The following is an 18,545-nucleotide window of genomic DNA, read 5'->3' as shown; positions in this document are numbered from 1 at the left end:
GATGCCGCCGTGCGAGGGACGCGAGGCCGTGCGGGGCCAGGGTCACGGCGCCGGCGTGTGCGCGTGACGAAAGCGGGTTGCCGTCCGGTTCAGCGGGCTCCCGCGCCCGGCGGCCGGGTCGGGCCGGAGGTGCGCAGCGTGCCGACGGTCTTGAGCAGCCGGTCGGCGGGCTCGCGCAGCCGGGGATGGGCCAGGACCGTGTTGCGCAGTCCGCGCACCGGTCTGCGCCACATCCGGTGGGCCGTCGCCACCGGGTGCGGACGTGCCGCGAACCCCTCCGCCACCCGCAGCTCACGGGTCTTCAGCCAGTCCTTGTACTCCTTCTCCCCGCGCCCGAAGTCCATGAGTGTCACGCCGTCCCGGCCCGCGGCCTGAGCGAGCCGCAGATGCATCATCAGTCCGGGCGAGTAGTAGCCGAACTCGGGGTCGTACGCCGTGAACCAGGCCGCGAACACCGAGCGCGACCGCGGCCCGAAGTGCGCGGCGACCGGCCGGTCACCGGCGTACACGACGGACAGGATGCCGGTGAAGTGTTCCTCGCGGACCTGGAAGAGGTGGTCGACGAGGTCGACGATCCAGGGTCTGGAGAAGCGGTCCATCCGCCCGGTTCTGCGGTACTGGGCGGACTTCCACCGCATGAGGGTGCGCAGCAGGCGCGGGTCGCGCTCGTCGTAGACGAACCGCACCTCGCCCGCGTCGCGCCCCAGGCGCCGCTCCTTCTTCAGCGTCGTCTTGGCCAGCCCCGGGTACGTGGCGCGCAGCCACTCCGGGTAGCCGCCCTCGCCGGGTTTCAGGTCGAGGACGGGCGAGGCGAACGTGCCCGTGACGTACGGGCCGAACGGCTGCTGCTCCTCGACGAGATGATCGAACTCGAACACCGACAGCCCGCACACCTTCAGCAGTTCGCGGGTGTCCCAGGTGACCCCGGGCCGGTGCACCAGCGCCTGGCAGTCGGACAGCCCCAGGCCGATGGCGCGGCCGACGCCGTAGGCGTTGCGCTCGTACGGGAGGAAACCGACGGCCTCCCCGCCCTGGTGCAGGACCGCCACGTGCGCCCCTTTGCGGTACCTGCCGACCCCGAGCGCGAACTCCGGTGCCAGGAAAGGGTTGGCGTAGTCGGGCGATTCCTCCATCGCCCGGTGCCACGCCCGGCGCAGCTGCTCGCTCAGCTCCTCGGGTCTGTGAATCGTGATGGCGCTCGTGGATCGCATGGCGACCACTCCCCCCCAAATACCCCCCAAGTCACGCTTTTCAGCGCGTCGCCACCGTGTCCCCCATGTCGAGCTTTGTGACGAGGCTCAAACGTCGCGAAACAGTACGCACGCTGTCAAGGTGCCCGATGAATCCTTTAGCAGTGCTTGGTGACCGGGGAGCGCCGATCGGTCAGCGGACCGCGACCAGGACCTGACTGTCGCCGTACTGCCAGACCGCGCCGACGTGTCCGAAACCCGCCCGCCGCAGCAGCCGTTCATGTGCGGAGACCGACAGGTGTGCCGCACATCCGGCGCCGCCGGCCGGCTGCCTGCGCCGGCGCTCGGCGAGCAGGTCGGTCAGCTCGGGGTCCTTGGCGACGGCCGTCCACCAGGAGTCCCAGTCCTCGTGGGCCAGGGCGTGCCGGCGTTCGGCGTGCCGGCGGCCGACAGATCCGGCGAGGGCGGCGAGCGCGGTGTCGTCGTGCGGGAAGTGGTCGCCGTTGACGAGGACGCCACCGGGCCGCAGCAGTGCCGCGAGCTGCCGGTAGAGGCGGTACAGGGCGTCCGGGCCGAGGTAGTGCAGCGCCGTCGTCGACACGGCGGCGTCCAGCGGCCGGTCCAGGGTGTTCGTCCAGCCCTCCTCGCCGATCACCGCGTCGACATAGCGGGCGGCGTCCGCGTGGTGGGTGCGGGCGAGTTCGAGGAGCAGCGGGTCCATGTCCACGCCCACGATGTCCGCGTACGGCAGTCGCCGCGCCAGCCTGGCCGCGAGCGAGCCGGGGCCGCAGCCGAGGTCGACGACGAGCGGCGGGGCGGCTCGGTCCGCCACGGACTGCTCGACGACATCGGCGATCACCGTGAAGCGCTCCTCGCGGTCCACGGCGTACCGCTGTTGCTGGAGTTCCCAGCGGTGCACCCATCGCTCCGCCGTCGCCAGGCTCAGCCCCATCCGGTCGTGCCACCTCGCCGTCTCGCACCCGACTCACCCTGTCGGCGCGACACTACAGGTGGAAACGGTTCCCATTACGCCGGACGGCGTCACATCACCCGAGGGAGGCAAGGACGGTCAGCAGCCGGTCCACCTCCTCGACGGTGTTGTGGACGTGCAGGCTCACCCGTACGGAGCCCGTCTTCTCCCCCGCGCCGCCCTGGCAGTGCTGGTCGGAGCGGACCATGAAGCCGTGGCTGAAGAGGATGAAGCCCAGGTCCGAGGAGTCGATGGCGTGATGGCGCAGGGTGACGATGCCCTGGCGCCGCTGCACGGGCGAGTCGGCGGCCAGGCTGGCCTGGCAGCCGAGGATCTCGTAGGCGTCGAGACGGCGCAGGCCCCCGGTGAGGCGCGCCGCGAGGGCGACGGTCCAGCGCTCGATCCGGTCGGTGCCCGCGGCGTCCAGCCAGTCCAGAGCCGCGGTCAGGGACGCGATCCCGACGGTGTTGGGGGTGCCGGCCCAGCCGCCCGGCGCGAACTTGGGTCCGCGGGCCCGGCGGGCCCAGACGACGCCGGTGCCGGGCAGAGCCATGGCCTTGTGGCCGGAGAACAGGACGAAGTCGACGTCGAGGTCGGCCACGGACACCGGCAGATGGCCGACGCTCTGGGCGGCGTCCAGGCAGATGACCGCGTCCGGGCCGACCGCTCGGCGGACGCGGTGCACGTTCATGTCGGCGCCGTACACGTGGTGGACGTGGCTGACGGCGACGAAGCGGATGCGCGGGCCGGCCAGTTCGGCGAGCGCGGTGTGGTCGTAGTCGCCGGACGCCGGCTGGTACGGCATCGGCCGCACGTGGATGTGCACGCCCTGCCCGGCCAGTTCCCGCTGCGCCTCCAGCCAGGGGGCGATGTTCGCCTCGTGGTCGGCGACGGGGACGACGATCTCGTCCCCGTCGGTGAGCAGCCGGGGCAGCCAGTCCCGTGCGATGCCGCGCAGGCCCTCGGTGGTCCCGCTGGTGAAGTGCACGGTCGAACGCTCCGGCGCCGGGTCGGCGAGGAAGAGTCTGACCCGGTCGCGGGCCTCCTCGACCAGGGCGGTGGTCCGGTTGGCCCAGGGGTAGGTGCCGCGTCCGGCGTTGGCGTTGGTCGTGGTGAGGTAGGTGTGCACGGCGTCCAGCACGGCCTGCGGTTTCTGGGCGGTGGCGGCGCTGTCGAGGTAGGCCAGCTCCGGGTGCGCGGTGATGATCGGGAACTGGGCCCGCAGAGCCCGCTGCCACTCGGCCAACTCCTCGATCACGGCGGCGACTTGGCGGTCCGTCCTGGAGGGGGTCATCGGCTCAGTCCCGTACGAGGGGTGCGCCCGCGTCGCGCCAGGCGATGATGCCGCCGGTCAGGCTGCGCACGTCGGGGTGCCCCATCCGGGTCAGCAGGGCGGCGTAGCGGGCTGACTTCTCGCCGACCGGACAGGCCAGCAGGACCGGGCGGCGGTGGCTGAACGGCAGTCCGCCGTGCAGGAGTTCCTCGAAGAGCTCGTCGACGATGTTGACGGAGCCGTCGATGTGCAGGGCCGCGTAGGCGTGCGGGCCTCGCAGGTCCACGACGAGGGGTTCCCCGGTGGCGATCCACGCCCGGGCGTCGGTGACGCCGATGGCCGGTGCCGTACGGACCTCGGCGTCGGTCAGGTCGGCCGGGGAGTTGCCGCGGCGCGGGCGGCCGAAGAGGTCGGGGCGCCGCCGGCGGACGTAGCTGAGATAGCTCTCGACGCGGTCGCAGACGATGAACACGGCGGACTGCCGTTCCGTCAGCTCCGCTTCCACGGCTTTGAGTTGCCGTGTCGCGCCGAAGTAGGCGGCGCCTCCGGTGGGGCCGGCGAGGATGCCGCAGCGGCGGTTGAGGGTCAGCATTCCCTCGATCGCCTCGTCGGCGCTGACCGACTCGATCGTGTCGTAGGTGCCGGGGTCGAACAGGCCCACCTCGTGCGCCTCGTCGATGGTACGGATGCCGGGGACGAAGTCGGACTTGGCGGCGACCAGGCCGACGACCCGTACGGCGGGGTCGTGTTCGCGCAGGGCGCGTGCGACTCCGGTGGACGACCCTGCGGTGCCCACGCAGGCGATGAACCAGTCCGGCGCCCGGCCGTCGAGGTCCTTGACGATCTCCGGTCCGGTGCCGGTGAAGTGGGCCTCGGTGTTGCGCGGGTTGAAGTACTGGTCGGTGTGGACGAAAGTGCTGCCGGGCTCGGAGAGCGCGCGGTGGAACCGGGTGAGCGGGTCGTCGGTGGCGGTCGGGTCGAGGCATTCGCTCTGGCCGGGCAGTTCCTCGATCTCGGCGCCCAGCAGCAGGAGCAGGTCCTTGATCTCCGGGATGCGCATCCGGTTGGTGACGCTTCTGAAGGTCCGGCCGTGCATGCCCGCGAGGACGGCCAGGGCTTTGGCGGTGTTGCCGCTCGACAGCTCCACGACCTGGCCGCCCCGCTCGGGCACGGCGCCGGACAGGTGCGGTCGGGCCATGTTCCAGGCGGCCCGGTCCTTCACCGAACCGAAGGGGTTGAGCAGTTCCAGCTTGGCGTACAGGTCGATGTGGCTCAGGCCGTGCACGGCCGGGTCGATGCGCACCAGCGGTGTGTTGCCGATGGCGTCGGTGATGCTGTCGTACCTCACTGAGCTCCCCCCACGGGTGTGGTCGGCCAGTACTGGTCGTCCAGGCACCAGCGCCATCTGCCGCCCTCCTGCCAGGCGGCGACCTTGCGCGCGGCGGGCTGGTGCTGGGCACGGGTGGTGTGGAAGTCCATGCAGTAGCCGGCCGTGTTGGCGAAGGCCAACAGGTCGCCGGGGACAGGGCGGTGGGGCAGGAAGACGGTGCGGCGGGTGATCAGGTCGGCCTCCAGACACAGGTTGCCGAAGAGATACGCGGCAACCGGCTCGGTTCCTGTTCCCGATCCGGTCGTGGTGCCGGTTGCCGTGTCGGCGCCGTCCGCCGGGTCGCATGGGACGACGACGGGGTCCATCAGCACCCCGTGGTCCTCCAGCGCCACGTCGTCGGCCTTCGCCGCGAGCCGTATGTGCAGGGGGCCGCCGGCCTCGTCGTCGCGTACCTCCAGCACCTTCGTCAGGGTCAGTCCGCACTGGTCGAGAAGGGCGCGGCCCGGTTCCGTGTGCAGGTCGTAGAGGTGCTCCAGGAGCAGTGCGGCCAGGGGGCGGCCGCCGAGGGAGGCGGCCGGCCGGGAGAGAAGTTCGTCGAGGTAGCCGGCCGCCGCCACCGGACGGTGGGCGGGGTACAGGCCGAGGGCACCGCGCAGGGTGCCCGCCTCGTTGCGCAGTCCGTAGCCGTGGCCGCCGTACGTCAGGGACGGGCGGATGCCCATGACGGCCTCGGTGAGCGCGGTCGTGTACCGCTCCCACTGGCCGCCGTCGGCAAGGTAGTTCACGCCGAAGCCGCCGCCGATGTCGACCGCCCGGGGCCTGAGCCCACGGCTGCGGCACTCCTCCAGCACCCGCAGGCAGCCCTCCAGCGCCAGGGCCTTCTCGCTCAGGCTCGTCGTGTCCAGGTGGTACGCCACCCCGACCAGGTCGAGCACGTCGGCGTGCCGTTCGACGGCGGCCAGCAGCGGGGCCGTCTCGCGTACGGCGGTGCCGAATCGGCTGCGCCGGGTCAGCACGCGTACGCCGGATGCCTCGAAGCCCGACAGCCGCAGCAGGACACGGGTGCGGGGCAGGGTGTGCACCCGGACCAGCGTGGCGAGTTGTTCCAGTTCGTCTCGCGTGTCGAGGCTGACGGTGACCGAGGTGCGGGCTGCCAGCCAGAGGAACTCCGGGTTCTTCGGGCCGGTCGCCGTGATGCGGTCGGGCGTGAGTCCGGCGCCGAGGGCGTGCTGCAACTCCCCCAGGGAGGCGACGTCCACGCCGGCGTCCGTGGCGGCGAGCGTGCGCAGCAGGGCGCTGGAGCGGTTGGCCTTGTGGGCGAGGAACACCTGGCCGGAGAGGTGGTGGGTGCCGTACACCGAGCGGAACCGCGCCAGGTTGTCCGCGAGTTGGTCGGGCACGAGCACGTTCAGCGGCGACCCGAGGGCGTCCGTGAGGGTGTGCAGCAGTTCCGGGGAGTGCACCAGGGAGCGCAGCCGCGCTTCCAGCCGCGGTTCCAGATACAAGGGCTGCCCGCCCATGCCCGGCCCTCCCCAGCGCTTCGGGCCCGACACTCCGGGCGCTGACGACCACTCCCCGCGGTTTGCCGTATAGCTCCTTTCCCGGCATCCGGTGGTTTACGCCCCGTACCTGCACTGCTGGGCGGTACGTCAACAGGTGGGCCGAAAATCACCGGTGCCCGGCGCGCGGGTGTCGGCTCGGCCCGCAGCGACCTGTTCCGTGATAGAGACCTTGATAGGGGCACTTCGGTCGACACGATCCACGGATGGGGTTGTCGTGTTCGGTAGGCGGATGGCGGTTGTGATGGTGGCCGGGCTGCTGGGACTGGCCGGCTGCGCTTCCGAGCGGGGTGCGGCCGGGGCCGAGCAGACGGACGTGGCGGCCGGCACTCCGACCGCCACCTCGCCCTCGACGCCCGCGTCGCCGGCTCCCGCGACACCTCCCTCCGGATCCCCCCGTCCGTCGCCGGTGCCCGTCACCGGACCGGATCAGCTGCTGGTGACCATGGAGGTCACCGGCGGCTTCGCGGGCGTGCAGAAGGAAGTGGCCCTGCGGGGCGACGGCACCGTGCACACGACCGACAAAGGTGAGCGCGCGGTGCGCCGGACCAGCGAGGCGCAGTTCACCGAGCTGCGCACACTGCTCGGCGACCCGGCGTTGGGCGACGCCTCCGACTTCACGCAGAACACGCAGGCCGCGGACCTGTTCCAGTACACGCTGCGCTTCGGCGGACGCACCGTCAGGACGGACCTGTCCGCCGAGCAGCCCGCGCTCGACCGCCTGGTCCACACCCTGAGCGCCTGGCTGCCGAAGTGAGCGGCTCTTGGCCCGCTCAGCCGCCCTGCCCGGCGATGTTGACCATCCAGGTGATGCCGAAGCGGTCCGTACACATGCCGAAGACATCGCCCCACATCTGCTTGTCGAGCGGCACGGTCACATGGGCGCCGTCCGACAGCTTCTCCCAGTAGCCGCGCAGCTCGGCGTCGTCGTCACCGCTCAGGCTCACCGAGATGTTGTTGCCCGGCTTGTGGTCGTCCGTCGGGGTGTCGGCGCACATCAGGGTGAAGCCGTTGGGGGCCTCCAGCATGCCGTGCATGATCTTGTCGGCCAGCGGGCCGTCCTTCTGGCCGAACTCGGCGTACGTGTTGAGGTTCAGCGTGCCGCCGAAGACCTCCTTGTAGAACTCCAGCGCCTGGCGGGCGTCGCCGGCGAAGGTGATGTAGGGGTTGAGACGCGAGGCCATGGATCCTCCATGCGTAGGGCCGGAAGCCGACTGCAAGGAACGTAGCGCGGGCCACTGACAACGGCCCGCGCACACGGCCACATGGGGCACGGGCCGACTAGAGGGTGCGCTCCAGACGGTCCGCGACCAGCTTCACGAAGCGCGCCGGATCCTTCGGCTGGCCGCCCTCGGCGAGCACCGCCAGCGTGTGCAGCAGCTCGGCGGACTCGACGAGCCCCGTGCGGTCCTCGCGCTCCTTGTACGCCTGGTTCAGGCCCTTCACCAGCAGGTGCTCGGGGTTGAGCTCCAGGATCCGCTTGGTCGCCGGCACTTCCTGGCCCATCGCCCGGTACATGTTCTCCAGGGCCGGCGTCAGGTCGTGCGCGTCGGAGACGACGCAGGCCGGGGAGACCGTGAGCCGCGTCGACAGACGCACCTCCTTGATGTCCTCGCCGAGCTGCTCCCCCATCCAGCCGAGCAGTCCGGCGTACTCCTCGGCCTGCTTCGCGCGCTCGCCCTCGGTCCTGTCGTCGCCCTCGGTGTCGAGGTCGATCTCGCCCTTGGCGACGGACCGCAGCCGCTTGCCCTGGTACTCGCCCACGGTGTCGACCCACACCTCGTCGACGGGGTCGGTCAGGAGCAGGACCTCGATGCCCCTGTCCCGGAACGCCTCCATGTGCGGGGAGTTCTCGATGCTCTGCCGGGACTCGCCGGTGATGTAGAAGATGTCGTCCTGGCCGTCCTTCATCCGCTCCACGTACCGGGTGAGCGTGGTCGGCTCGTCGTCGGCGTGCGTGGTCGCGAAGGAGGCGACGGCGAGGATGGCGTCGCTGTTCTCGGAGTCGGTGACCAGGCCCTCCTTGAGGACCGTGCCGAACTCCCGCCAGAACGTGCCGTAGCGCTCCGCCTCCTTGGTCATCATCTCCTTGACCGTGGACAGCACCTTCTTGGTCAGCCGGCGCTGCATCATCCGGATGTGCCGGTCCTGCTGGAGGATCTCGCGGGAGACGTTGAGCGAGAGGTCGGCCGCGTCGACGACGCCCTTGACGAAGCGCAGGTACGGCGGCAGCAGTGCCTCGCAGTCGTCCATGATGAAGACGCGCTTCACATAGAGCTGGACGCCGCGCTTGTACTCCCGCGTGAACAGGTCGTGCGGGGCGTGCGAGGGGACGAAGAGCAGGGCCTGGTACTCGAAGGTGCCCTCCGCCTGGAGGCGGATCGTCTCCAGCGGCTCACGCCAGTCGTGGCTGATGTGCTTGTACAGCTCGTGGTACTCGTCGTCGGACACCTCCTCGCGCGAGCGGGCCCACAGGGCCTTCATGGAGTTCAGCGTCTCCGGCTCGGGCGCCTCGGCATCGTCGCCGTCCGTCCCGGCCGGCTCCTGCTCCATCCGGATCGGCCAGGTGATGAAGTCCGAGTACTTCTTGACGATCTCCCTGATCTTCCAGGGCGAGGTGTAGTCGTGGAGCTGGTTCTCGGGGTCGGCGGGCTTGAGGTGGAGGGTCACGGAGGTGCCCTGCGGCACGTCCTCGACGGTCTGAAGCGTGTACGTGGCCTCGCCGCGCGACGTCCATCGCGTGCCCTGCAACTCGCCGGCGCGCCGGGTCACCAGCGTCATCTCGTCCGCCGCCATGAAGCCGGAGTAGAAGCCGACCCCGAACTGTCCGATGAGCCCCTCGGCCCCGCCCTCGTCCTTGGCCTCCTGAAGCTCCTTCAGGAAGGTGGCCGTGCCCGAGTTGGCGATCGTGCCGATGAGCCGCCCCACTTCCTCGTACGACATCCCGATGCCGTTGTCCCGGACCGTGAGGGTCCGTTCGTCCTTGTCGATGTCGATCTCGATGTGCAGGTCGGACACATCGGCGTCGAGCGCCTCGTCCCGCAGCTTCTCCAGACGCAGCTTGTCCAGCGCGTCGGAGGCGTTGGAGACGAGTTCGCGCAGGAAGACATCCTTGTTCGAGTAGACCGAGTGGATCATCAGCTGGAGCAGCTGACGGGCCTCTACCTGAAACTCAAACGTCTCGGTCGGCATGGTTGGTGACTACCTCACAGGTTCGACTCCGGAACTGGTCGCAGTCACTGTAAGACACGAGGTCAGCGCGGAGTGCCGCGATCCGGACAGAGCCCTCCCCCGCCGAGTCCCGCGCCACCTGGCAGCGAACGGGACGGCCGGCCGCCGTCCTGCTCGCCGGGGACGGACCGTTCACCGCCGCGCCCGCCCAGGACACCGGAGGCCCGAACACCTGGAAGTCGCGGCTCCCGCAGTGCTGAGCCGTGGCCCGTGGGTCAGACCAGGTGGGCGAAGACCACCAGGTTCGCGGTGTAGTCCTTGACCTGGCGGTCGTAGTCGCCGGCACAGGTGATGAGGCGCACCTGGGCGCGCGGGGTGTCGGCGTAGACGCGTTTGCTGGGGAAGGTGTCCTTGTCGAAGGTCTCCACGCTGTCGACCTCGAAGGACGCGCTGCGCCCGTCGGAGCGCACCACCTGGAAGCGGTCGCCCTTCGCCAGCCCGCTGAGGTCGGCGAAGACCGCGGCCGACGTGGCCGTGTCCACGTGCCCGGCGATGATCGACGTGCCCGGCTCACCCGGGGACGCCCCGCCCGCGTACCAGCCGACGAGGTTGGTGTTGTCGGCCGGCGGAGGTTCGAGCCGGCCGGCCCGGCCGATGGCGAGGTCGGTGAAGGGCGCGTTGACCGAGATCTTGGGGATGAGCAGTCTGAGCGGCCGGGCGCGGGGCAGATGCCTGCCGACGGGCCGGGAGTCGGGGGAGGTCGCCCTGTCCCGCGAGGGGGCGTCCGCCTCCTTGTCGCGGGCGGGCCGTTCGGTCGAGGACGCGCGCGGGACGCCGTGCCCCTCGGACGCCGCGTCCTCGCCACCGCTCAGCGTGACCGCGAGGACCGTCACGGCGATCGCGCTCCAGAACGTCGCCATGGCCACCCGTCTTATCCGCCGCGAGGTGGCGGAACCGGCGGGGTCGGGCGGGGCCGGGTCGGGGGCGGGGGAAGAGGGACGGCCGGCGGGCATCGGGCACCACCTCACTCGGGCACGGCAGTGAACACACGGAAGGGGTCAACCGGAGGGGCCGCCGCGACGCGCGGCGCACGCGCGGCGGCCACAACGGCTATGTCATCGGGCATGGTCAGGCCGCGGTTCCGGACGCCTTCTTACGGCGCACGACGTACATACCGGTACCGGCGACCGCGAGCGCGGCGAGCCCACCGGCCGTCACACCCGACGAGGCGAGGCCGCCGCCGCCCGTGTGCATCCCGCCGTGCGGCTTGTCGTGCCCGGAACGCCAGGACTCCTCGTCGTTCTCACCGCCCCAGGAGTCCTCCTTGTCGCCCTTCCAGGAGTCCTTCCCGTGGTCCTCCCCGCCGCCGCCCCAGCTCTTCTCGGGGCCGCCCTCCTTGCTGCGGTAGCTGTCCGGGTCGTGCTTCGGGTCCTTGCCGCCGCCCCAGTCGTCGCCGTTGGTCACGGCGGCCAGCGCTCCGCCACCCGTGTGGATCCCGCCACGCGGTCCGTCGTGCTTGCCCTTCTCCTCGTGGTCCTCCCACTTACTGTGGTCCTCCGACTTGCCGTGCTCCTCGGACTTGCCGTGCTCCTCCGACTTGCCGTGCTCCTCGGACTTGCCGTGCTCCTCCGACTTGCCGTGCTCCTTGCTGTGGGAGCTCTCCTCCGGGTCCCAGTCACCCATGGTGACGGCGTAGGCGGTGGGTGCGATCGCCAGCGCGGCCGTGGCCGTCGCGGTGGCGAGCAGCATGCGAACAGAGCGCATAGTGAATCCTTCCGTCATGGCCTGGGCGGCTGACGTTTCATCACCACTGGAGCCAGGCCTTGACGTGATCCACCGTCAGTCATGTCTTTCGGACGCACCATTCGAAGCGATCACACGGGTTACGAGCACACCCTGACGGCCCCATGTCCACCCGCCGCGCCGCTCGGGGAGCCCTGTTCACCCGCCGGAGGTTTGCCCCGCCCCGAAGTGGTGAGACGCCTGGGATGCACCAGCCCGTCGCCGCAGTCGCTGCCCGCGATCGCCCCGCAGCGCCTTCACCTGCGCCTTCACCTGCGCCTTCGAAGGGCCGGGACGCCTTCTTCGACAACGCGAAGTACGCGGCGATCATCCTGGTGGCCGTGGGGCACGCGTGGGAACCGCTGCGCGACGGCAGCCGGACCGTCTCCGCCGCGTACATGCTGGTGTACGCCTTCCACATGCCGGCGTTCATCATCATCTCGGGCTATTTCTCCCGAAGCTTCGAGGGCCGCCCGAATCAGCTGAAACGCCTGGTCACCGGCCTGATCGTGCCGTACGTCGCCTTCGAGACGGCCTACACCCTGTTCACCCGGTGGACGGATCAGGAGCCGGACCGGCCGATCAGCCTGCTGGATCCGCTGTATCTGACGTGGTTCCTGGTGGCGCTGTTCCTGTGGCGGATGACGACCCCGCTGTGGCGGCGGGTGCGCCTGCCGCTGCCGCTCGCGCTGGTCGTGGCGATGCTGGCCACCCTCTCGCCGGACATCGGCAACGACCTGGACCTCCAGCGCGCCCTGCAGTTCCTGCCGTACTTCGTGCTGGGGCTGTCCCTGAGGCCCGAGCACTTCCGGCTGGTCCGGCGCCGCGCGGTGCGGATGGCGGCGGTACCCGTGTTCGCCGGCGCCTTCACGGTGGCGTACTGGGCGGTGCCTCGGATGACGGGCAGCTGGTTCTACCACCGCGACAGCGCGGAGGAGCTGGGGGCGCCGCAGTGGTACGGGGTGGTGATGACGCCGGTCCTGTTCGTCTGCTCGCTGGCGCTGGTCGCCTGCTTCCTCTCCTGGGTGCCCGGACGGCGGATGTGGTGCACGGCGCTGGGTAAGGGCACGCTGTACGGCTATCTGCTGCACGGCTTCGTCGCGCAGGGCGCCAGGTACGGGGGCTGGTACGACCCCGCCTGGATCCACCGGCCGCTCGGCGCGGTCGCCGTCACCCTCGTGGCGGCCTCGGTCGTGACGGTGTTGTGCACGGCGCCGGTCCGGCGGGCCCTGCGCGGTGTGACGGAGCCGGAGATGCGGTGGCTGTTCCGCAGGGATCCGGATGAGCCGGACGAGAAGCCGGCTGTGGTGGCGCGGGCGTGAGCGTGGTCACGGCTCGCTCACCAGCCCCGTGATGTGCGAGGTCACAGTGTCGAGGATGTCGTTCCAGGCCCCCTCGTCGCCGAGCACCAGATAGTTCAGGGTCAGCCCGTCGGTCATCGCGGCGAGGTAGCGGGCCAGCACGGGCGCGGGGACGCGCAGGCGCAGGCCCATCGTGCGGCTCAGCTGGTCGATGAGGTCGGCGTAGGTCTCGGCGTACAGCTCGTACTGCCGTCGCGCCAGATGTTCGAAGCCCGGCTGACGCAGGGCGTACTGCGCGAGCTCGTAGGTGAGCATGTGCTCGTCCGGGTGGGCCCGGACGTGGTCCCAGTACGCCTGGAACCCCGCCCGGACGGTCTCCTCCAGGGTGCTCCGGGGCCGCAGCGCCTCCTTCACCAGCGTCACGTAGTGCCCGGTGATGGTGGTGATGACGGACTCGATCAGCTCCTGCTTGGAGTCGAAGCAGTAGTGGAAGACGCTCAGCGAGACGCCCGCCTCGGCGGCGATGGACCGGGTGGTCGTCCTGGGGACGCCGTCCCGGGCCATCGCCCTGATCGCCGCTTCGGTGAGCTGTCGCCGCCGCTCGGCGGACGGCAACCGTGCCATGGGGTCCCTCTCGTGGGTGTCAGCTGCTGTGGACGCCGACCTCGTAGAGGGAGTAGCCCCAGTCGGTGCCGCGCTGCTCGCCGTGGACGCGTACGTATCTGGCCGGAGTGCCGGTGAACATGGCCGTGTCCAGGCCGCCGTCGCCGGCCGTCGTGGACCAGGCGGTCCGCCAGTTCACGCCGTCCGTGGAGAGCTCGATGCGGTAGGCCTTACCGTACGCGCGCTCCCAGTCGAGGGTCACCCGTTTGACCAGGCGGGTGGAGCCGAGGTCGACCTGGAACCACTGGTCGTTGCTCCAGTCGCTGGCCCAGCGGGTGCTGCCGTCGCCGTCGACGGCCCGGCCCGGCCGGTAGCTGGTGAACAGGCTCCACTCGGAGGAGCTGGCCGACGTGCTCGCACCGCGCGCGAGGTTCACCCCCGCCTCGTGGCCCTCGGAGGCCGCCCAGGTGTCGAGGTAGGACTCGGCGCCCCGGAAGAGGTCGTCGACCACGTCCTGGCCGCCGACACGCCGGATGTCCTCGATCCAGTCCGGGACGAGGCCGTAGTGGGCCGCGCCGTCGGTGTTGAGGTCCCAGGTGCGCTGACCGGTGGTCTGGCGGTCGATGACGGAGCCGCCGTCGACGCTCTTGAAGGGGTAGGTGACCTTGTTCGGGGCGTCCGCTCCGCGGGGTCCGGGCCAGCCGCCGACGCCGTTCATGTCGGTGCCGTAGCCGTAGCCCACGCCGTACTTGTCGCGCAGCGCCTCGGTGCGCTCGGCCTCCGAGATGAAGCCCTCGGAGCCGTGCATGTACTGGGCGATGAAACCGCCGAGGCCGTAGACCCGCTCGGTCCAGTCCATGTCCATCCAGCTGTGGGAGGACAGCACGCCGGGGTAGGACGCGGACTCGAAGATGTCGAGCGCCCGGCCGGCGGCCTTGACGCTCATGTGGTCGAGCTCCAGCATCATCCCGCGGTTCATCATGCCCCGTACGGCGTACTCACCGAGATCGGTGAGCCCTCTGACGTTGCACTGGGCGTCCGCGTTGTACGAGGGGACGTCCACGCCCGCCGGGAGTTCCTTCTCGGCCTCGGCCGCCGTGGCGTTGCCGATCGGGTTGTCGTGCTGCGGGCCCTTGCACGTCTCGGTCTTCCAGAAGGTGCCGGTCGACAGGAATTGGCCGACGTTGATGGCCGTGCCGAGCCCGCCCGAGTCGAAGCGGACGCCGCACAGCGCGTTGTCGAACTTGTGGCACAGGAACATGCTGCGCACGCCCAGCGAGTACAGCTCGTCGAGGCCCTTGTCGATGTCGTCCTTGCTGCACTGCGCGATGTCGAGGATCTGCTTGCAGCCGAAGGGTTCGGAGGTCTCCACGCCGAGGATGACCGCCAGCTTGCCCTGCTCGATGACCTGGCGGGCCTGCGCGCTGTCGGTGACGACCCGGAACCAGCCCTTCCCGGTGCCGCCGTACTGCTTGTCGATGAAGGCCTGCAGGTCGTACGTCAGTTTGGCCTGGAGCCGGATCGAGGTCATCTCGTCGCAGCTGCGGTCCTTGAAGAAGTACACCGAGCAGATCACGCCGTTGGTGACGAGGTCGTTGACCAGGACGCGCTGGCCGCCGCGCCAGGCGCGCTCGATCCAGGCGTAGTAGTTCTGCTGGTGGGTCAGCGAGTCGTGCGCGGGCCAGTCCTTGAACGTGGGCCAGCCGACCGGGTCGTGCTTGCCGTCGCCGCCGTTGGTGATGAAGTCGAAGATCGCGAGCGAGCCGTCCGGGTAGTGCTCGGGGCAGTCCTTGAGGGCGTCGGCGACGCCCTGCTCGGAGAAGGGCTTTCCGCAGATCAGACGGCCGCCGAAGGCTTCGTTGGAGAAGATGTGGTCGTGGGCGTCGACGAAGCCGCGGACCTCGCCCTCGGCGTTGGTGCCGGTGAAGGGCTCCCCCGTGACGTTGATCTGGGAGTCCGGCGCGGGCCGTGCGGTCGGGTCCCACCAGTCGGCGCCGGCCGCCGAACTCGGGGTGGGGCCGAGCGCGATGGACAGCACGAGCAGGAGGAGCGACACCACGGTGACGTTCTTGCGTCTGCGATACGGGCGTCCGGCAGTGGTCACAGCCCACGTCCCTCGGTCGGCGGGAAGGCGGGGTCGGATTGTCATGACCTCGCAATAGGTGCGACGAGGATGACCACTGGCGCATGACGAGTCAAGAGTCCGGGACAAATGACCTACTGGCCGGTCACAAATAACCTACCGACCGGTCATGAATGTGCTCCTGACGGGGATTCGGTTCACCTCGGGTGCGTGACGCGGATCTTCGACTGGCCGTGCGGGAGTTCCTCCCAGTCCGTCATGAAGCGGGCCCGCAGCCCGTGCCGCTCGGCGAGTGCCGTGAGGGTCTCGGTGCGGTAGTAGAAGTCCTCCCGCAGGACGTGGTGCTCCTCGCCCTCGGTGCGGTCGAAGGTGAAGTCGAACCAGCCGCCGGGCGCCAGCACCCGCCCGACGTTGGCCAGGCACTCCTCGATGACCGGCAGCGGCGAGTGCGAGAAGACGCTGTGCGCGTGCACGACGTCGAAGTGGGCCTCCGGCAGGAACCGCAGCGTCAGGTCGCGCACCGGAGTGAGCGTGGGCAGCCGTTGCTGGAGGCCCATCGTGACGACGGTGTCCTGTGCGGCGAAGAGGATGTCGGGCGAGATGTCGATGCCGTGGTAGTGGCCGGGCTCCAGATGCCGGATGAACCGCCAGCCGCCACGCAGGTTGCCGCAGCCGATCTCCAGCATCCGGTGCGCGGGGCGCAGGCCGTGGCCGACGAGGTAGTCGAGCTGCATCTCACCGAGCGCCAGCCACCGCTCCCGGTTGTGGCTGCCGACGGCCGCGTCCGGGTCGGCCCGGGTGTCGGAGCGCATCACGGCGCGGTAGTAGGAGACATGGTCGGGGTGACGGCGGCGCAGCCACATGTCACGGGCCGAGCGCGCCAGATGGCGGGGCACCCGGTCGGGATGGCGCAGGGCGTAGGCCAGGCGATGGCCGAGGGCCGCGCGGTTCACGGTGAGGTTCTTGGCCGGCATGAGGTTCGTGCCTCCCTGGGGACGCGGTACCTACGAGGATGCGCAGGGGCGTGCCGAGGCGCCACAGGGGCGGGGGGACGGAACGGGGGCCGCTGCACGGTGGGCGGGCGGCGCGCCGGGCAGGCGGGCCGGGCGGGGCCGCGGGCGGGCGGGCCGGGCGGGGCCGCGGGCGGGCGGCGCCACCGTCGAGGCAACGTCTTCAACCCTGTCGAACATCTCGGTGTGCGGGAGCCGTTCGTACATTACCGTGGAGTAGCACGAGTTCGTGACGCAGCCATGACAACACTATCGGGATGGTGACCGTGCGCGGATCCTTGCTGAGAGCCACCCTCGCCGCCGTACTGCTCCTGATCCCCCTGACGTCCCTTCCCGAGGCGGCGGCCGAGCCGTCCGAACCGTCCGTCACGACCGCGCCGGCCGTCGCAGCGGAGGACTGGACGCCGCCGCTGAGCACCCGGGGCCGGTGGATCGTCGACGCGGACGGTGACCGCTTCAAGCTGCGCTCGGGCAACTGGCACGGCGCCAGCGGGACTTGGAACGGTTCGGGTGATCCCGAGGACGACGCCGCCCACCACGCCGGCGAGAACTCCGGCCGGATGCCGCTCGGCCTGGACCGGGCCCCGATGGCCGAGATCATCGCGGGCTTCCGGGAGATCGGGATCAACAGCATCCGGCTGCCCTTCTCCAACGAGATGATCCACGACATCCGACCCGTGACGGACGACTCCGTCGCCGCCAATCCCGCGCTGCGCGGCAAGACCCCGATCCAGGTGTACGACGTCGTGGTGCGCGAGCTCACGGCGGCCGGTCTCGCGGTGATCCTCAACAACCACACGAACACCACCCGTTGGTGCTGCGGAGTCGACGGCAACGAACGCTGGAACGCGAGCCGGTCCACCGCCGCCTGGGAGGACGACTGGCTGTTCATGGCCCGCCGGTACCGGGACAACCCGCGTGTCGTGGGCGCCGACCTGTACAACGAGGTGCGCCGCAACATCTGGGACGACCCCAACTGGGGGCTCGGCGACGACCACGACTGGTTCGCCGCCTCGCAGCGCGTCGGCGACCGCATCCTGACCGAGGCCAACCCGAATCTGCTGATCGTCGTGGAGGGCATCAACTGGACGGGCATCCCCGTCGACGGCTTCGCGCACGAGCGCCCCGCCCTGGAGCCCGCCCGCCGTCTGTCGCACACACTCGTCGACTCCGGCAAGCTCGTGTACTCGGCCCACTTCTACGACTACACGGGCCCCCATCACAGCGGCGCCACGGGAACGGGCGAGACCAGCGACCCCCGCTATCGTGACCTGAGCCCCTCCGAACTCGTCGCCGTGCTCAACCGCCAGGCGTTCTTCGTCTCCGCCGAGCAGGACCAGCACTTCACCGCCCCCGTCTGGATCAGCGAGTTCGGCGTCGGAGGCCGCGCCGAGACCGGTCAGAAGCCGCGCGCCTGGTTCGAGAACTTCGTGGACCAACTCATCCGCACCGACGCCGACTTCGCCTACTGGCCGCTCGTCGGCTGGCACGACAACCGCCAGGGCAACGGCTGGGCGCTGCTGCACTGGGACGCCGCGGGCCGCCGGATGGGCCTGTACGACGGTGACGACTGGCGGGCCGCCGCCTGGACGCGGCTCATCGAGGCCGACGGCCGCACCGGCCCGTTGGCGCCGGTCACCGAGTGGTCCATGCTCAGCCCCGACCACGGCGACTTCGTGCAGTCGAGGCGGATGCGCGCGCTGCCCGACTGGGACTCCGGCGCCCGCAAGTCCGTCTGCCCCGACGGGCAGCGGCTGCTCGGGCTCGCTCACACCGGCAACCGCGGACTGTGCTCGGACGTGACCGCCGGCGCCCTGTGGGCCCCCGCGGGCGGGCACGAGGTGGTCGTCGACGAACGACACGTCCGTCCCGGCGGAGACTGGGCGTCCGGGTACACCAAACTCCAGTGCGCCGACGGGCAGTTCCTCATCGGGTACAGCGTCCGTGGCGCGGCCGTCTCCGCCGCCCTGTGCGCCACCGCCCCGGCCGGGAGGCTCGGTACCAGCGGCCGTACGGTCTGGTTCGACCGGGGTGACAACCGGGGGCCGGCCGCCAAGGGCGGCGACTTCGCGTACGGCCGCTACAAGGGCCAGTGCGCGGACGACGAGTACGCGGCCGGGATCGCCGCCACCGGCCGGGTCGGGTCGTCGCGTACGCCCGACGCGCTGTACTGCCGAAAGCTGGGCTGAACGCGCGCAGGGGGGCCGACACGCCCACGGACGGGCCCGGACCGGCGGGCCGGGCCCGTCGCGCCGGGGGATGCTGGGACCCGG

General features: G+C 70.6%; 15 protein-coding genes. 3 read left to right on the top strand and 12 right to left on the bottom strand.

Going from position 1 to position 18,545, the window contains the following annotated elements; all coding sequences use genetic code 11:
* Window positions 1-89: 89 nt before the first annotated feature.
* The 5 genes from AC3ETA_RS40005 to AC3ETA_RS39985 form a co-directional block, all read right to left on the bottom strand.
* The gene (locus AC3ETA_RS40005) at window positions 90-1,211 is read right to left on the bottom strand and encodes a GNAT family N-acetyltransferase (RefSeq protein ID WP_432197817.1); all 1,122 of its coding nucleotides are present in this window, start codon (window positions 1,209-1,211) and stop codon (window positions 90-92) included.
* Between the two features lie 172 nt (window positions 1,212-1,383).
* Window positions 1,384-2,142, bottom strand: a complete 759-nt coding sequence (locus AC3ETA_RS40000) for a class I SAM-dependent methyltransferase (RefSeq protein ID WP_432197816.1) — start codon at window positions 2,140-2,142, stop codon at window positions 1,384-1,386.
* Window positions 2,143-2,236: 94 nt separating this feature from the next.
* A complete protein-coding gene (locus AC3ETA_RS39995) occupies window positions 2,237-3,454 on the bottom strand; it encodes an aminotransferase class V-fold PLP-dependent enzyme (RefSeq protein ID WP_432197815.1) in 1,218 nt (405 codons plus the stop codon).
* A gap of 4 nt (window positions 3,455-3,458) precedes the next feature.
* Window positions 3,459-4,781: a pyridoxal-phosphate dependent enzyme gene (locus AC3ETA_RS39990; protein WP_432197814.1), complete on the bottom strand. Its 1,323-nt coding sequence runs from the start codon at window positions 4,779-4,781 to the stop codon at window positions 3,459-3,461.
* A complete protein-coding gene (locus AC3ETA_RS39985) occupies window positions 4,778-6,283 on the bottom strand; it encodes a type III PLP-dependent enzyme domain-containing protein (protein ID WP_432197813.1) in 1,506 nt (501 codons plus the stop codon). The genes AC3ETA_RS39990 and AC3ETA_RS39985 overlap by 4 nt, the downstream gene beginning before the upstream one ends.
* Window positions 6,284-6,554: 271 nt before the next feature.
* Here AC3ETA_RS39985 and AC3ETA_RS39980 point away from each other — a divergent pair, with 271 nt between their 5' ends.
* Entirely contained in the window at window positions 6,555-7,079 is a 525-nt protein-coding gene (locus AC3ETA_RS39980; protein WP_432197812.1) for a hypothetical protein, read from the top strand.
* A gap of 16 nt (window positions 7,080-7,095) precedes the next feature.
* Here the strand turns inward: AC3ETA_RS39980 and AC3ETA_RS39975 are convergent, their stop codons facing one another.
* The 4 genes from AC3ETA_RS39975 to AC3ETA_RS39960 form a co-directional block, all read right to left on the bottom strand.
* Window positions 7,096-7,506 carry a VOC family protein gene (locus tag AC3ETA_RS39975; protein WP_432197811.1) on the bottom strand — a complete coding sequence of 137 codons (411 nt, stop codon included), beginning with the start codon at window positions 7,504-7,506 and terminating at the stop codon, window positions 7,096-7,098.
* A 97-nt stretch (window positions 7,507-7,603) separates the two neighbouring features.
* Window positions 7,604-9,514 (bottom strand): molecular chaperone HtpG, encoded by a 1,911-nt coding sequence (htpG, locus tag AC3ETA_RS39970; RefSeq protein ID WP_432197810.1) that lies wholly within the window; start codon window positions 9,512-9,514, stop codon window positions 7,604-7,606.
* Between the two features lie 254 nt (window positions 9,515-9,768).
* The gene (locus AC3ETA_RS39965) at window positions 9,769-10,506 is read right to left on the bottom strand and encodes a class F sortase (protein WP_432197809.1); all 738 of its coding nucleotides are present in this window, start codon (window positions 10,504-10,506) and stop codon (window positions 9,769-9,771) included.
* Window positions 10,507-10,621: 115 nt separating this feature from the next.
* Entirely contained in the window at window positions 10,622-11,257 is a 636-nt protein-coding gene (locus AC3ETA_RS39960) for a hypothetical protein (protein WP_432197808.1), read from the bottom strand.
* Between the two features lie 224 nt (window positions 11,258-11,481).
* Here AC3ETA_RS39960 and AC3ETA_RS39955 point away from each other — a divergent pair, with 224 nt between their 5' ends.
* Window positions 11,482-12,597, top strand: a complete 1,116-nt coding sequence (locus AC3ETA_RS39955) for an acyltransferase family protein (RefSeq protein WP_432197807.1) — start codon at window positions 11,482-11,484, stop codon at window positions 12,595-12,597.
* A gap of 6 nt (window positions 12,598-12,603) precedes the next feature.
* On the opposite strand, the gene AC3ETA_RS39950 is transcribed toward AC3ETA_RS39955, so the two are convergent.
* From AC3ETA_RS39950 to AC3ETA_RS39940, 3 genes are all read right to left on the bottom strand, one after another.
* Window positions 12,604-13,200: a TetR/AcrR family transcriptional regulator gene (locus AC3ETA_RS39950; RefSeq protein WP_432197806.1), complete on the bottom strand. Its 597-nt coding sequence runs from the start codon at window positions 13,198-13,200 to the stop codon at window positions 12,604-12,606.
* A 19-nt stretch (window positions 13,201-13,219) separates the two neighbouring features.
* Window positions 13,220-15,283: a discoidin domain-containing protein gene (locus AC3ETA_RS39945; protein ID WP_432197805.1), complete on the bottom strand. Its 2,064-nt coding sequence runs from the start codon at window positions 15,281-15,283 to the stop codon at window positions 13,220-13,222.
* Window positions 15,284-15,459: 176 nt separating this feature from the next.
* Window positions 15,460-16,236 carry a class I SAM-dependent methyltransferase gene (locus AC3ETA_RS39940; RefSeq protein ID WP_432197804.1) on the bottom strand — a complete coding sequence of 259 codons (777 nt, stop codon included), beginning with the start codon at window positions 16,234-16,236 and terminating at the stop codon, window positions 15,460-15,462.
* A 293-nt stretch (window positions 16,237-16,529) separates the two neighbouring features.
* Here AC3ETA_RS39940 and AC3ETA_RS39935 point away from each other — a divergent pair, with 293 nt between their 5' ends.
* Window positions 16,530-18,461 (top strand): glycoside hydrolase family 5 protein, encoded by a 1,932-nt coding sequence (locus tag AC3ETA_RS39935; protein ID WP_432197803.1) that lies wholly within the window; start codon window positions 16,530-16,532, stop codon window positions 18,459-18,461.
* Window positions 18,462-18,545 lie beyond the last annotated feature (84 nt).

This window comes from Streptomyces sp. bgisy027 (assembly GCF_057710365.1).
The sequence above is the reverse complement of the archived record's forward strand: the minus strand, read 5'-3'. Positions and strand labels throughout refer to the sequence as shown.

Excerpts from the sequence above, each read along its gene's own strand:
- AC3ETA_RS39975 (WP_432197811.1), bottom strand. The coding sequence starts at position 7,506 with ATGGCCTCGCGTCTCAACCCCTACATCACCTTCGCCGGCGACGCCCGC.
- AC3ETA_RS40005 (WP_432197817.1), bottom strand. The coding sequence starts at position 1,211 with ATGCGATCCACGAGCGCCATCACGATTCACAGACCCGAGGAGCTGAGC.
- AC3ETA_RS39955 (WP_432197807.1), top strand. The coding sequence starts at position 11,482 with ATGCACCAGCCCGTCGCCGCAGTCGCTGCCCGCGATCGCCCCGCAGCG.
- AC3ETA_RS39935 (WP_432197803.1), top strand. The coding sequence starts at position 16,530 with ATGGTGACCGTGCGCGGATCCTTGCTGAGAGCCACCCTCGCCGCCGTA.
- AC3ETA_RS39965 (WP_432197809.1), bottom strand. The coding sequence starts at position 10,506 with ATGCCCGCCGGCCGTCCCTCTTCCCCCGCCCCCGACCCGGCCCCGCCC.
- AC3ETA_RS40000 (WP_432197816.1), bottom strand. The coding sequence starts at position 2,142 with ATGGGGCTGAGCCTGGCGACGGCGGAGCGATGGGTGCACCGCTGGGAA.
- AC3ETA_RS39940 (WP_432197804.1), bottom strand. The coding sequence starts at position 16,236 with ATGCCGGCCAAGAACCTCACCGTGAACCGCGCGGCCCTCGGCCATCGC.
- AC3ETA_RS39995 (WP_432197815.1), bottom strand. The coding sequence starts at position 3,454 with ATGACCCCCTCCAGGACGGACCGCCAAGTCGCCGCCGTGATCGAGGAG.
- htpG (WP_432197810.1), bottom strand. The coding sequence starts at position 9,514 with ATGCCGACCGAGACGTTTGAGTTTCAGGTAGAGGCCCGTCAGCTGCTC.
- AC3ETA_RS39980 (WP_432197812.1), top strand. The coding sequence starts at position 6,555 with ATGGCGGTTGTGATGGTGGCCGGGCTGCTGGGACTGGCCGGCTGCGCT.
- AC3ETA_RS39985 (WP_432197813.1), bottom strand. The coding sequence starts at position 6,283 with ATGGGCGGGCAGCCCTTGTATCTGGAACCGCGGCTGGAAGCGCGGCTG.
- AC3ETA_RS39950 (WP_432197806.1), bottom strand. The coding sequence starts at position 13,200 with ATGGCACGGTTGCCGTCCGCCGAGCGGCGGCGACAGCTCACCGAAGCG.
- AC3ETA_RS39960 (WP_432197808.1), bottom strand. The coding sequence starts at position 11,257 with ATGCGCTCTGTTCGCATGCTGCTCGCCACCGCGACGGCCACGGCCGCG.